Annotated in this window: 13 protein-coding genes; 2 read left to right on the top strand and 11 right to left on the bottom strand. The window is 77.6% G+C overall.

Features of this window, described 5'->3' with window-relative positions; translation table 11 throughout:
- Positions 1 to 32 precede the first annotated feature (32 nt).
- Both G1H19_RS01640 and G1H19_RS01645 read left to right on the top strand, forming a co-directional pair.
- Positions 33 to 995, top strand: a complete 963-nt coding sequence (locus G1H19_RS01640; protein WP_152731680.1) for an ABC transporter substrate-binding protein — start codon at positions 33 to 35, stop codon at positions 993 to 995.
- Entirely contained in the window at positions 988 to 1,410 is a 423-nt protein-coding gene (locus tag G1H19_RS01645; RefSeq protein WP_152731679.1) for a hypothetical protein, read from the top strand. The genes G1H19_RS01640 and G1H19_RS01645 overlap by 8 nt, the downstream gene beginning before the upstream one ends.
- A gap of 59 nt (positions 1,411 to 1,469) precedes the next feature.
- Here G1H19_RS01645 and add read toward each other — a convergent pair whose 3' ends face one another.
- From add to G1H19_RS24290, 11 genes are read right to left on the bottom strand one after another with little or no spacing between them, the layout of a single operon-like run.
- On the bottom strand, positions 1,470 to 2,450 hold the full coding sequence (add, locus tag G1H19_RS01650) for an adenosine deaminase (protein WP_202925954.1): 981 nt from the start codon (positions 2,448 to 2,450) through the stop codon (positions 1,470 to 1,472).
- A 4-nt stretch (positions 2,451 to 2,454) separates the two neighbouring features.
- Entirely contained in the window at positions 2,455 to 3,498 is a 1,044-nt protein-coding gene (gene tsaD / locus G1H19_RS01655; protein WP_152731678.1) for a tRNA (adenosine(37)-N6)-threonylcarbamoyltransferase complex transferase subunit TsaD, read from the bottom strand.
- Complete coding sequence (gene rimI / locus G1H19_RS01660) at positions 3,495 to 3,947, bottom strand: ribosomal protein S18-alanine N-acetyltransferase (protein ID WP_235928193.1); 453 nt, start codon at positions 3,945 to 3,947, stop codon at positions 3,495 to 3,497. Before rimI ends, tsaD begins: the two co-directional genes overlap by 4 nt.
- Complete coding sequence (tsaB, locus tag G1H19_RS01665) at positions 3,944 to 4,591, bottom strand: tRNA (adenosine(37)-N6)-threonylcarbamoyltransferase complex dimerization subunit type 1 TsaB (RefSeq protein ID WP_162393224.1); 648 nt, start codon at positions 4,589 to 4,591, stop codon at positions 3,944 to 3,946. The genes rimI and tsaB overlap by 4 nt, the downstream gene beginning before the upstream one ends.
- A 39-nt stretch (positions 4,592 to 4,630) precedes the next feature.
- Positions 4,631 to 5,083, bottom strand: coding sequence for a tRNA (adenosine(37)-N6)-threonylcarbamoyltransferase complex ATPase subunit type 1 TsaE (gene tsaE, locus G1H19_RS01670; RefSeq protein ID WP_162393223.1), 453 nt, complete (start codon positions 5,081 to 5,083; stop codon positions 4,631 to 4,633).
- 34 nt (positions 5,084 to 5,117) lie between these two features.
- On the bottom strand, positions 5,118 to 5,744 hold the full coding sequence (locus G1H19_RS01675; RefSeq protein ID WP_162393222.1) for a uracil-DNA glycosylase: 627 nt from the start codon (positions 5,742 to 5,744) through the stop codon (positions 5,118 to 5,120).
- A gap of 41 nt (positions 5,745 to 5,785) precedes the next feature.
- Complete coding sequence (locus G1H19_RS01680) at positions 5,786 to 6,994, bottom strand: alpha/beta fold hydrolase (protein ID WP_162393221.1); 1,209 nt, start codon at positions 6,992 to 6,994, stop codon at positions 5,786 to 5,788.
- Complete coding sequence (gene alr, locus G1H19_RS01685) at positions 6,991 to 8,127, bottom strand: alanine racemase (RefSeq protein WP_235928192.1); 1,137 nt, start codon at positions 8,125 to 8,127, stop codon at positions 6,991 to 6,993. Before alr ends, G1H19_RS01680 begins: the two co-directional genes overlap by 4 nt.
- Positions 8,128 to 8,185: 58 nt before the next feature.
- Entirely contained in the window at positions 8,186 to 9,670 is a 1,485-nt protein-coding gene (locus G1H19_RS01690; protein ID WP_174277987.1) for an NAD(P)H-hydrate dehydratase, read from the bottom strand.
- Positions 9,667 to 10,146, bottom strand: a complete 480-nt coding sequence (locus G1H19_RS23750; protein WP_162393220.1) for a holo-ACP synthase — start codon at positions 10,144 to 10,146, stop codon at positions 9,667 to 9,669. The genes G1H19_RS01690 and G1H19_RS23750 overlap by 4 nt, the downstream gene beginning before the upstream one ends.
- Positions 10,143 to 13,373: a S41 family peptidase gene (locus G1H19_RS24290; RefSeq protein WP_162393219.1), complete on the bottom strand. Its 3,231-nt coding sequence runs from the start codon at positions 13,371 to 13,373 to the stop codon at positions 10,143 to 10,145. The genes G1H19_RS23750 and G1H19_RS24290 overlap by 4 nt, the downstream gene beginning before the upstream one ends.
- Positions 13,374 to 13,543: the final 170 nt, after the last annotated feature.

A 13,543-nucleotide genomic window follows, 5' to 3' on the forward strand; every position in this document is an offset into this window, starting at 1 on the left:
TGAGGTGAGGCTGGCCTCAGTACAAAGAGCGGGTGTCCTCCCCTCGCGTCGCCCTGGCCGCCCTCTGCACGACGGGCGCCGTCCTCCTGACCGGCTGTTCCGGTGACACGTCCGGTGAGTCGTCGAGCTCCGGTGCGGCCTCCCCCTCGGCGGACGACGGGCAGGTCGTCGTCGCACTCGACGACTTCGCCGCGCTGCACGCCTTGACCCTCGGCGTCCGGCCGGACCTGGTGCTGGAGGTCTTCGAGTACGAGTCGACGTCGGCGATCTTGGACGACCTGGGGGTGACGACGGCGCCCTACGGTTCGGAGCTGGACGTGGAGTCGGTGGCCGCGGCCGACCCGGACGTGGTGATCGGTGTGTCCATCCCGACCACCGTCGCGGCCGAGGAGCAGCTGGACGCCATCGCGCCGACCACGGTGATCGACTACGCCGGCAGCTGGGACGAGCAGCTGGCGACGGTCGCCGGCGCCCTGGACCGCGACTCGGAGGCCGACGCGGTGGTCAGCCGCGTCGAGGAGCAGACGGCGGAGGTCGCCGCCGCCCTGGAGGATGCCGGCCGGGCCGGTGCGGTCGCCTCGGTCGTCGGGGACAACAGCGGCTTCTTCTCCCCGCCGGCCGCGACGGCCGTCGGGTCGGCGCTGGCCGGTGTGGGACTGAGCCGACCGGCGGCCCAGCAGGCCCCCGGTGACAGCACCAGCCCTTTCGTCCTGTTCACCGCCGAGACGCTGCCCGAGCAGGACGGCGACGTGCTCTTCCTGCTCTCCGGCGGCCCCTACGCCACCGACGCGCTCACCGCCTCGCCGCTGTGGTCGAGCCTGTCGGCGGTCACCGGGGAGGCGGTCCACGAGGTGAGCGGTGAGGTGTGGCTCGGTTCCTCGGCGTTCTCCGTGTCCTGGGTGCTCGACGACGTGCGCGCGGTGCTGCTGGACGAGGGCGAGCCCGCGACGTCCGCCGACGCCGCGTCCCGGTTCGCCGAGTTCACCGGTGCCTGACGACGTCGGCCCGGTCACCGGGTCCGCGCCGCCCGGGCCGGCCGGCTCGTCCGCGGCCTGGGACGGCGCCGTGCTGCGGGTGGCGCTGGTCGGCCGGCTGGCCGCCGCGGACATCGCGCTCATCGCCGACGCCCTGGCCGTGGCCGACGGCCGGTTCGCCGTGGTGCTGGACCGTCGTCTGCTCGGTGCACCCACCGCGGAGGGACGCGCGGCCCTGGAGAGCTGGGCCGCCGGGCAGCTCGCGGAGCTGGTGCCGCGGATCGCGGCGTGGGCCGACGTCTACGACGAGCGTCGCTACCGGTCGCTCACCCGGGACGCCCCGGCCACCGGCCACGGCCCGGGCTACCCGCAGCGGACCTTCGTCGACGTCGACGCCGCCGGGGCCTGGGTGCGCGAGCTGCTCTCCGCCGGCTGACCGCCCCGGCCCCGGCGACCGCCGACCGGGGTGGATGGCGGGACCGCCGGGCCGGACCGTCAGCCGGCCAGCCAGGCGTCGACGCCGGCGAGCAGCCGGTCCCGGGTGGCGGGCGGGGCGAACGACGCGCGCACCCCGGCCCGGGCCAGGCCGGCGAGGTCCGCGTCGTCCCAGCCGAGGGCCGCACGCACGGCGGCGTGCTCGATGGCCAGCGTCCGGCCGGTCACGGCGGGCACGTCGGTGTGCACGCTCACCGCCAGGCCGGCGTCCCGCATCCGGGCCAGCGGGTGCGCGGCGAGGCTCGGCACCAGGCCGAGCGCCACGTTGGACGACGGGCACACCTCCAGCGGCACCTGCCGCTCGCGCAGCTCGGCGACGAGGTCGGCGTCCTCCAGGGCCCGGATGCCGTGGCCGATCCGGTCCGCCCGCCCGACCTCGAGGGCCTCCCGGACACTCGCCGGACCGCACTCCTCGCCCGCGTGGTGCACCAGCCGCACCCCGGCGTCGGCGGCCTCGTCGACCAGCCGGGCGAACGGGGTGAGCGGGTGCGACTCGGCACCGGCGAACCCGATGCCCACGACCCCGTCTCCGGCGTACCGCCGGGCCAGCGCGAGGGTGGCGGCGAAGCGCTCGACCGACCGCCGCCGCGGGTGGTCCAGCAGCACCCGCACCTCGACGTCGTGCGCGGCCTGCCCCGCGGCCAGCCCCTCCAGCACCGACTCCAGCGGCATGACCGGGTCGCCCAGCCGCTCGCCGTGGGAGGCGGCGGTGACCGTCACCTCGGCCCAGCGCACCCCGGCGGCGGCCTGGTCGGCGCAGAACTCCTCGGCCACCCGACGGAAGGCGGCCGGTGAGTCGAGCAGCTCCCGGACGGCGCCGTTGGCGGCGGCGAACGCGGCGAAGCCCGGATGGGCGGCCCGCTGCGGCGGGAGCGGGCGGCCGGCGAGCTCGGCCAGGGTGGCGTCCCGGATGCTGCCCTCCAGGTGTACGTGCAGGTGCGCGGTGGGCAGCAGCGCGGGGTCGCGCGGGCCGGTGCGCACCGCCTCAGCCGGCGCGGCTGACGACGTCGATCGGCATCGAGCTGTCCGCACCCAGCGACGGGTCGGACGGCGCGACGCCGGCCTGCACCAGCCGGGACCCGAGCGCGGCGACCATGGCGCCGTTGTCGGTGCACAGCCGCGGGCTCGGGGTGCGCAGCACGATGCCGGCGGCCGCGCACCGCTCCGAGGCGAGCGCGCGCAGCCGGGAGTTGGCGGCCACGCCGCCACCGATCACCAGGTGGTCCACCCCGTGGTCGCGGCAGGCGCGCACCGCCTTGGCGGTGAGCACGTCGACGACGGCCTCCTGGAACGCCGCGGCGACGTCCGGCACCGGCACCGGCTCCCCGGCCCGCTCGCGGGCCTCCACCCAGCGGGCGACGGCGGTCTTCAGCCCGGAGAAGGAGAAGTCGTAGGGCGCGTCGCGCTGCCCGGTCAGCCCGCGCGGGAAGGCGATCGAGGCCGGGTCGCCGTCCCGGGCCGCCCGGTCGACGTACGGGCCACCCGGGAAGGGCAGGCCCAGCACGCGAGCGACCTTGTCGAAGGCCTCCCCCGCCGCGTCGTCGATGGTCTGGCCCAGCGGCTGCACGTCCTGGGACAGGTCGGGCACCAGCAGCAGCGAGCTGTGCCCGCCGGAGACCAGCATCGCGATCGAGGGCTCGGCCAGCCGGCCGTGCTCCAGCTCGTCGACGGCCACGTGCGCGGCCAGGTGGTTGACCCCGTACAGCGGCCGGTCCAGCGCCAGCGCGTAGGCCTTGGCGGCGGCCACGCCGACCAGCAGGGCCCCGGTCAGCCCGGGGCCGGCGGTGACCGCGACGGCGTCGACGTCGCCCAGGGTGACCCCGGCGTCGGCGAGCGCCCGGTGCACGGTGGGCACCATGGCCTCCAGGTGCGCGCGGGAGGCGATCTCGGGCACCACGCCGCCGAAGCGCTCGTGCTCGGCCACCGACGTGGCCAGCGCGTCGGACAGCAGCGTCGACCCGCGCACCAGACCGATCCCGGTCTCGTCGCACGAGGTCTCGAAGCCCAGCACCAGCGGCTGGTCGCTCATGCCGGCACCTCCCGGCTCATCACGACGGCGTCGGTGCCGCTGGGCTGGTAGTAGCCGCGCCGCCGGCCGACCTCGGTGAACCCGCGGCGACGGTAGAGGCCCTGCGCCACCTCGTTGTCCGCACGCACCTCCAGCAGCACCACGCGGCTGCGGCGGTCGGCCTCGGCCAGCAGGGTGTCCAGCAGCTGCGCGCCGATGCCCCGGCCCTGCGCCGTGGCGGTGACGCCGATGGTGGCGATGTGTGCCTCCTCGGGGTAGGCGATCAGGCCCGCGTACCCGAGCACGGTGCCCGCCTCGTCCACGGCCACCACGTAGTGCCGGGTCTCGGTGCGGCGCAGCTCGTCGGCGTACATCGACCGGGTCCAGGTGTCCGGGGCGAAGAGCTCTTCTTCCAGCACCATCACCGCCGGCAGGTCCGCCGGCGTCATGTCCCGCAGCTGGACGGTCACTGCCCGGCCACCCGCTGGGAGACGGCCTTGCGTGCGGCCGGCGGCACGGCGTCCGGACGGCGCAGGTACAGCGGCACCAGCGGGTCGGGGCGGCCGGACGCCAGCTGCGGGCCGGCGGCGCGCAGCAGCCCGGCCGTGGTCACGGCGGCGGCCTGCACCGGCCGGCCGAGGCGCTCGGCGAAGCCGGGGTCACCGACGACCGGGTCGCTCAGCGCGGCGTCCTCCGGCCGGTCGACGCCGGGACCGGCCACCCGGGTGCCGTCGGCGTCGTAGCCGGCCCAGTAGACCTCCTTGCGGCGGGCGTCGGTGACCACCGAGCGCGCGCCGGTGCCGACGGCGTCCAGCGAGCAGACGCCGACGACGGGCAGCCCGCGGGCGTCGGCGAGCGCGGCGGCGGTGACGATGCCGACCCGCAGGCCGGTGAACGGGCCCGGGCCCAGCCCGGTCACCACGGCACCCAGCTCGGCCATGCCGACCCCGGCGTCGGCGAGCACGGCCCGGACGGCCGGGGTGAGCAGCTCGGCGTGCCGGTTGCCGGACTCGACGGCGGTCTCGGCGAGCACCTCGGCGGGCACGCCGGCCGACCAGCGCGCGAGACCGACGACCAGCGTCGGGGTGGCGGTGTCGAGGGCGAGGACGAGCACGACTGACGACCCTAAGGGCCGCCGTCCCCCGCCCGGGCGTCAGCCCGCCAGCCGGCGCTCCCACGACGGGCCGTGCGGCACCAGCCGGGCGGTGCGGGCCTCGCCGTCGTCGCCGCGGTCCAGCTCGACCAGCAGGTGCTCGTCGGCGAGCTGCTCGACCAGACCGTGGCCCCACTCGACGACGGTGACCGACTCCGCGGTGGAGGCGTCCAGGTCCAGGTCCTCGACGTCGGCCAGCCCGCCCAGCCGGTAGGCGTCCACGTGCACCAGCGGCAGCCGGCCGTCGCGGTGCACGCGGGCCAGCACGAACGTCGGCGAGGTCACCGGGCCGCGCACGCCCAGGCCAGCCCCGATGCCCTGGGTCAGCGCGGTCTTGCCGGCCCCCAGCGGCCCGGACAGCACCAGCAGGTCACCGGCCGCGAGCAGCCCGGCCAGCTCGACGCCGAGGGCGTGCGTGTCCGCCGGGGTGGGCAGCGTGTGCTCCCGCCTCACCGCGACCACCTGGCAGCCACCCGCCCAGCGGGGCTCACAGCGACGCCGCCACGGCCGCGAGGTCCTCGGCCAGTGCCGCCCGCGGTGCCCCCCGCGGTCCGAACCGGATCGCCGCGGACGGGTGGTACGTGGCCCAGACCGAGCGGCCGTCGACCTCGTGCGGGCGCCCGCGCACCTGGCCCAGCACGGTCTTCGGGCCGAGGAACCACTTCGCCGAGGACAGCCCGAGCGCGACCACGACCGGTGCACCGAGCAGCTCCAGCTGGCGGCGCAGCCAGCCGCTGCAGGCCGTCACCTCCGGGATCCGCGGCGTCCGGTTGCCCGGCGGGCGGCACTTGACGATGTTGAGCACGGCCACGTCCGCGCGGTCGACGCCGGCCTCGCCCAGCAGCTGGTCCAGCAGCTGGCCGGACTTCCCGACGAAGGGCCGGCCGGTCTGGTCCTCGGTGGCGCCGGGTGCCTCGCCGATCACCACCAGCCGCGGCCGGCCGTGCACCGGGACGTCGCCGACGACGACGTGCTGCCGGGTCGCGGCGAGCTCCGGGCAGGCCAGGCAGCCGGACGCCGCGGCGGCCAGGGAGTCCCAGTCGGGGGCGGCGGCCGCGGTGCGGGCGACCTCGTCGGCGGCCGCGTCCAGGCGCGGCGGGCGGGGTGGGGCCACGGCACGACCCTAGGCGGGCAGCCGCACCGCTGCCCCACGGGTCACGCGGTGGACGACGAGCGGGCCGCCGCCACCCGGCGCACCAGCCGGGTGAGGGCGGCGGTGACCTCCTCCGGCCGCTCCAGCAGCACCAGGTGCCCGGCCCGGGGCACCACGACGAGCTCGGTGCTGTCGGAGGACAGCGCCTCCACGATCAGCTCGCTGTGCCGCATCGGGATCATCTTGTCCTCGTCGCCGGTGAGCACCAGCGTGGGCACCGAGCGGAACGGCTCCAGCGCGGCGCTGGCGTCCAGCCCCACCAGGGCCGGGTAGAACTCGGCGATCACGTCGACCGGGGTGCCGGCGATCATCGCGTCCACGTACCGGCCGAGTGCCGGGTCGACGTCCCGGGAGGCGAACGACAGCGACCAGGTCGCCGCCGACACGACGTCCCGAGCCGCCCGGCGGGCGCGCTCGGCGAAGCCCGGCCGGTGCCGCATCGCCCACGCCGCGATCGGCAGGACGGCGGCCCGCAGCCGGGTGAGCAGGTGCGGCATGCCGAAGTCGAGGTCGGCCAGCCCCCCGCTGGACGTCGACACCAGCGCCGCCCCGGCCACCCGTGCGGCGAACACGTCGCGGTGCCGACCGGCGAAGCTGAGCACCGTCATCCCGCCCATGGAGTGGCCGGCCAGCAGCACCGGGCCGCGCGGCACCCGCGCCCGCAGGACGGCGGCCAGGTCGTCGGCGAGCTGGTCGATGGTGGCGTGCGCGGCGTCGCCCCGGCCGGAGGAGCCGTGCCCCCGCTGGTCGTAGAACACCAGCCGCGCCTGCGGCCGGTGGCCGTTGGCGGTGGCCAGCGACGCCCCCAGGTCACGCCGCTGGAAGGTCCAGGAGGCCATCGACAGCGCGTACCCGTGCGCGAAGACGATGGTGAGCGGGGCGTCGGTCGGGCCGATCTCCTCGACGGAGAGCAGCACGCCGTCGTCGGCCCGGACCAGCGCCGTGCGGTCGGCCGGTCGTGACCCGGAGCCCAGCGGGTCGTCCTCCCGCAGCACCGACGGCGCGAGGTCGGCGCGGTCGGCAGCCGGGCGGTGCGCGGGGAGCTCGTCCGCCCCGGCCGACCGGCCGAGCTCGTCGGCGCGCACGCGACTGCCGGCGGTGCGGCTGACCGCGACCCCGACCGCGGTCCCGGCCGCGGCCAGCCCGACCGCGGCGCCGATCAGCCCTGCGGTGCGGCCGCTGGGGTGCGGCAGGCGGGGCGCGCGCGTCACCGGGCCACACCGGCCGTGCCGACGTGGCGGCGGGTGAACCGGCCACCGACCCGGGTGACCAGCTCGTAGTGGATGGTGTCCACGGCGTCGGCCCACTGCTGCGCGGTCGGCTCGCCGCCGTCGCCGGGACCCCACAGCACCACCTGGTCGCCGGGTGCGACGGCGTCGTCCCCGACGTCGAGCAGGAACTGGTCCATGCAGACTCGCCCGGCGATGGTGCGCTGCGCACCGGCGGCCAGCACCGGCGCCCGGTTGCCGCCGGCGCGCGGCACGCCGTCGGCGTAACCGACCGGCACCAGCGCCAGCGTCGTCTCCCGGTCGGTGGTGTGGGTGTGCCCGTAGCTGACGCCGGCGCCGGCCGGGACGCGCTTGGTCAGCGCCACCCGGGCCTGCACGGTCATCGCCGGGCGCAGGCCGTGCTCGGCCGGGTCGCCGCCCAGCGGGTCGAGCCCGTAGAGGGCGATCCCCGGGCGCACCAGGTCGTACCAGGTGGCGGGCAGGGCCACGGTGGCCGCGGAGTTGGCCAGGTGCCGGCGCGCGTCGGTCAGCCCTGCGGCCCGGGCCAGGGCGGTGGCCTCCTCGAAGACCGCGACCTGGGCGGCGATGGTCGGGTGGGTGGGTGCGTCGGCGTAGGCCAGGTGGCTCCACAGCCCGACCACCCGGACGTCGCCGTCCGCCTGCGCCTTCGCGGCGGCGGTGACCAGACCCGGCCAGTCGGCGGGTGTCGCGCCGCCGCGGGACAGGCCGGTGTCGCACTTGAGGTGCAGCTGCGCGGTGCGACCGGTGGCCCGGGCGGCGGCGACCACCTCGGCGAGGCCCCACTCGGCGTTGACCGACACCTCGACGTCCGCGGCGAGCGCGGCGGCATGGTCCTCCCCCGGCCCGGCCAGCCACGCCAGCACCGGCGCGGTGACCCCGGCCGCGCGCAGCGCCAGCGCCTCCTCCACCACCGCCACGCCCAGCGCGTCGGCGCCGCCGGCCAGCACCGCGCGCGCGGCGGGCACCAGGCCGTGGCCGTACCCGTCGGCCTTGACCACGGCCATCAGCGGGCGGTCGACGCGGGCACGCAGGACGGCGGTGTTGGCGGCGATGGCGTCGAGGTCGACCACCACCTCGGCCCGGTCGGTGCTCACGGTGCCCACTCTCCCAGCTCGGACACGCGGTCGGCGGGCGCGGTCCGCCTGTGGAGTGTCACTGCGCAGGTCCCCTCGCCGCCGGCACTCCATGCGGCCCGGGCGCCTCGCGGAGCCGGTGCAGGGTCTCCGGCAGCAGGCGCACCAGGTCGCCGGCCAGCAGCGGGCCGCGCGCGGCGGCGAGCTCCCCGGCCCGGCCGTGCACGTGCGCGGCCACCGCGGCGGCCTCCACCGCCGGCAGGCCGGTCACCGCGGCGGAGGCGAGCAGCGCGCCGAGCACACCGGCCAGCACGTCGCCGGTGCCCGCGGTGGCCAGGTACGGCGTCCCGGTGCCGTTGACGAAGGCGCTGCCGTCGGCGTCGGCGACGACGGTGGCGCTGCCCTTGAGCAGCACCGTGCAGCCCAGGTCGGCGGCGGCCCGGCGGGCGGCGGCCAGCCGGTCGGGGCCGACGTCGCCGGCGATCCGGGCGAACTCGCGGTCGTGCGGGGTGAGCACGGTGGGTGCGGTGCGGGCGCGCACCAGGTCCGGGTCGTCGGCGAGCATCGTCAGCGCGTCGGCGTCCACGACCACCGGCAGGTCGGTGTCCAGCACCTCGGCCAGCACGCTGCGCGCCTCGTCGTCGGTGCCCACGCCGGGGCCGACGACCCAGCTCTGCACCCGGCCGGCGTCACCGGGCCGGCCGGCGGTCACGATCGCCTCCGGCCAGGCGGCCCGCACGCCGTCGGCGGCGGTGCCGGCGTAGCGCACCAGCCCGGGGCGGGTGTGCAGCGCGGCCCCGGTGCAGAGCACGCCGGCGCCGGGGTAGGTCGCCGAGCCGGCGACGATGCCGACGACGCCCTGCGTGTACTTGTCGCTGGCCGCCGAGGGCGCCTCGATGCGGTCGGCGGCGTCGGCGTCGGTGAGCTGCCGGGTGGCCGCGGCGGCCAGGTGCGGCCCGAGGCCGATGTCGACCAGGTGCAGCCGACCGGTGTGCCGGCGCCCGGCGCCCACGACCAGGCCCGGGGTGCGGGTGCCGAAGGTGACCGTGTGCTGGGCCGCGAACGCCTCGCCGTCGACCGCGCCGGTGTCGGCGTCGACCCCGCTGGGCAGGTCGACGGCCACCAGCAGGCCCGGCCCGGCCGCGGCGGCCCGGGCGAGCTCGGCGGCGGCGGGCCGCAGGCCGCCGCGGCCGCCGATGCCCACGATGCCGTCGAGCACGAGGTCGGCCCGGTCCAGGCCCGCGTCGGCGAGGTCGGCCAGGCGCCCACCGGCCCCCCGCAGCGCGGCCAGGCCGCCCGGGTGCGCCCGGTCCGGGGCGAGCAGCACCGCGGTGACCCGGGCGCCGCGGCGGGCGAGCAGGGCGCCGGCCAGCAGCGCGTCCCCACCGTTGTCACCGGCACCGACGAGCAGCGTCACCCGCAGGCCGTGCGCCCGGCCGGCCAGAGCCAGGCAGTGGGTGGCCAGCCCGGTCGCGGCCCGCTGCATCAGGGTGCCGTCGGGCAGGCCGGCGCGGGCCGCCTGCTCCGCGGCCCGCAGCTGCGCGACGGTGTGCAGCTGCCTCACGGCGCGACCGGCGCGCCACCGGGCCGGGACGGCGGCACGGGGTCGGCCGGCGGGACGGCGCCGGTGGGCGGCGCGGGGTCGCCGGGCCGCGTGGCGTCGGCGGGCGGCACGGACTCGGCGAGGACCACGGCCGAGGCGATGCCCCCGTCGTGGCTCAGCGACACGTGCCAGCGGGTGACGCCCAGCTCGGCGGCCCGCCGGGCGACCGTGCCCCGGACGACGAGCAGCGGCCGGCCCCGCTCGCCCACCTGCACCTCGGCGTCGTGCCAGTGCAGGTCGCCGGGTGCCCCCAGCGCCTTGGCGAGCGCCTCCTTGGCCGCGAACCGGGCCGCCAGCGACTCGGCCGTCCGGGCAGCACCGGACAGGGTGCGCTGCTCGTCGGCGGTGAACAGCCGGTCCCGCAGCCCCGGCGTCCGCGCCAGCGAGGCCGCGAACCGCTCCACCGGGCACACGTCGATACCCACCCCGATGATCACGGGTGGACGCGCGGGAGGGGGAGCGCCGGCGGCCGGGCGGCGGGTGTCCGGGACAGCCGTTGCAGCGCCTCGGCGATCGCCCGGTCCAGCTGCGGATCGCCGGGACCGTCGTGGTCGGCCGGCGTGTGCACCACCTCGATGTCCGGGTCGACGCCGTGGTTCTCCACCCCCCAGCCCTTGCCCTCGAGCCAGAATGCGTACCTGGGTTGGGTCACCTGGGTGCCGTCCACCAGCTCGAAACGGTTGTCGATGCCCACGACGCCGCCCCAGGTCCGGGTGCCCACGACCGGCCCGAGCCCGAGTGCCTGGGCCGCTGCGTTGACGATGTCCCCGTCGGACCCCGAGTACTCGTTGGCCACCAGGACGACCGGGCCACGCGGGGACATCAGCGGGTAGGGCTCGGCGCCGTCCACGTGCCGGGCGCGGCTCCAGCCGACCGGACGGCGGGCCAGCCGCTCCAGCACCAGCTGGCTGGTGTGCCCGCCGCGGTTGTACCGGACGTCGACGACCAGGCCCTCGGCCTCGGTGGCCAGGTGCAGGTCACGGTGCAGCTGGGCCCAGCCCAGGCTCATCATGTCCGGCACGTGCACGTACCCCAGGCGCCCACCGCTGTGCTCCTGCACGTAGGCGGCCCGGCCGCGCACCCAGTCGTGGTAGCGCAGCTGCTCCTCGGAGGCCAGCGGGACGACCACCACCCGGCGGTCCTCCCCACCGGAGCGCAGGGTCAGCTCCACCAGGCGGTCCGCGGCGCCCACCAGGCCGGCCGCAGGCCCGACCTGCGGGTCCACCGGGCGGCCGTCCACGGCCACCACCAGGTCGCCGGCCCGGGCGCCCACGCCGGCGGCGCGCAGCGGTGACCGGGCCTGCGGGTCGCTGGACTCCCCGTCGAGCACCCGGTCGATGCGCCAGCCGCCGTCGGCCGGGCTCAGGTCGGCGCCGAGCAGGCCCAGCCGGCGCTCCTGGTCCCCGGCCGGGGCGTCGGTGCGGACGTAGGCGTGCGAGGTGTTCAGCTCCCCGACCACCTCCCACAGCAGGTCCACGAGGTCGTCGTGGCCGGCGATCCGATCGACCAGCGGGCGGTACCGGTCGAGCACCGCCGTCCAGTCCACGCCGTCGAGGTCGGCTCGGAAGTAGTGGTCCCGCATCAGGGTGGCGGTCTCGGTGAACATCTGCCGCCACTCCGCGCCCGGATCCAGCTCGAAGCGGAGCCGACCGAGGTCCACCCGCACGAGGTCCGGGTCCTCGGCCTTCACCACGCGCCCGGTCGGGCGCACGGTGACGTCGTCGCCGGAGCGGAGCACCAGGCGCTCGCCGTCCCCGCTGACCGCCACGGTGTCGGCGCGGTCGGTCAGCTCGACCAGCTCGCGGGTCAGGAAGGAGAAGAACTCGGCGACCGCGCCGGGCGCCTCGCCCTCGACGCCGGCCCGTCGGGCACCGAGCGTGGACTCCTCGCCCGGCTCGCGGACCCAGAGGACGCCGTCCTTGGCCGCGTGCAGGTCGCGGTAGCTGCCGGAGGGGACGGGGAAGGCCACCAGCCGCTGCTCGAAGCCCTCGACGTCGACCGACACCGGCGGCGGGGTGGCGGGTGCGTCGGCGTCGGCGGGTGCGGGGTCGGGCTTGCTGATCCGCCAGCCGTCGGCGCTCGGGCCGAAGGGCGCGGGCTCGGTGGCGGTCAGCGGGACCAGGTACGGGCGTACCGCCGCGGGGAACGACAAGTCGAACACATGGCTGTCGTAGGCGGGGTCGAACGTCCGGGCGGACAGGAACGCCAGGTGCCGGCCGTCCAGGGTGAACGCCGCGGAGGTGTCGTCGAAGCGGCCGGAGGTCAGCGCGACCGGGTCAGCGTCGGGTGCGTCCAGGTCGGCCAGCACCAGCCGGCTCTGCCCGAAGGGGCGCACCGGCTGGGACCACACCAGCCAGCGGCCGTCCGGGGAGAACGCCGGCCCGGTGGCCTCGCCGTTGCGGGAGCTGCCCACCTGGCGCGCGGTCCCGGTCTCGACGTCGACCACCCGCACCGCGCCGTCGGAGGACACCGCCGCCACCCGGGCGCCGGCGGGGTCGCTCTCCAGGTGCAGCACCCGCCCGAGCGGGCCGGTGTCCAGCCGGCGCCCCGGCCCGCCGGTCAGCGGGTGCACGTGCAGCGCGTCCTCGCCGTCGGCGTCGCTGACCAGCACCGCCGACCCGCCGGTGCCCAGCGGGCGCACCAGCCGGGCCCGGACGGCGGAGTCGGCCGCCAGCGCCCGCCCGGGGCCCTGCCGGTGGCTGAGCAGGAAGGCCTTGCCCCGCCACTCCACCAGGCTGGCGTCACCGCCGGTGTCCGGGCGCAACTCGGCGAGGTCCTCGGTCGGCTCGAGCTGGCGGGAGCTGCGCGCCCCCACCGAGCCGGGCAGCGTGACGGCCAGCGCCTCGGGGCGGCCGTCGAGGTCGGCCAGCAGGTACAGGGTGCCGTGGGCGGTGTAGACGACGCGGGTGCCGTCGGTGCGGGCGTCGCGCACGTAGCCCTCGGCGGCGGTGTGCGTGGTGACCCGGCGTGGGCCGGCGGCCGGGTCGTCGACGTCCAGCGACCACAGGTCGGCGACCTCGTCGGCCGGGCCGGGCAGCCGGGCGGCGCGGTCGCTGACGAACACCAACCGGTCCCCGACCCAGGACGGGTCGACCAGCGAGGCCGCCTCGTCGGGCAGCAGCTGCTCCCAGGCCTGCCCGGCGCCGGTGCGGTCCAGCCACAGCCGCGGGGCGGTCCCGCCGCGGTAGCGCTTCCAGTGCGCGGGCGGCCGGCTGCCGACCGTGGCCACGACCGTCGCGCCGTCGGCCCGGACGGCGATGCCCGACGCCGGACCGACCGGCAGCCGCTCGGCGACGAGGTCACGGCCGACGGCGTGCACCACCTGCCGGCTGGAGTTGGCCTCGCGGGCGGCCGACGCCACCAGCACGCGCCCGTCGGCGGTCCAGCCGAGCACCGAGGTGGTGGCGCTGCCCCACCAGGTGAGCCGGTGCGGCACGCCGCCGTCGACGTCGACGACGTAGACCTCGTTGTGCCCGTCGCGGGTCGACGTCCAGGCCACGGCGCTGCCGTCGGGCGAGAACCGGGAGTTGCGGACGGGCGTGCGGTCGTCGGTCAGCCGCCACGCACGACCACCGGCGACCGGCGCGAGCCAGACGTCGTCGGCGGCCACGAAGGTCACCAGGTCGCCGCGGACGTCCGGGTGACGGAGGTAGGGAGGAGCCACCGGCGCACGGTAGCGACCCTTTCCGACACCCCGCTCACCCACGGCATGGGCCGTCACCGGCTGGAACGGTCATCCCGGCCCGGCCCGGCCTGGCACCGGACAGGTGGCCGGCTGGGACGGCCGCCCTGCAGGGGCCTCGTCACCCGACGCTGACGCTGGTCGAGTTCCGG

It is taken from the genome of Goekera deserti (genome assembly GCF_010685995.1).
GTDB classification, from domain to species: domain Bacteria; phylum Actinomycetota; class Actinomycetes; order Mycobacteriales; family Geodermatophilaceae; genus Goekera; species Goekera deserti.

What these genes read in the sequence shown, in the direction of transcription:
- tsaD (WP_152731678.1), bottom strand. Translation starts at nt 3,498, where the DNA reads ATGAGCGACCAGCCGCTGGTGCTGGGCTTCGAGACCTCGTGCGACGAG.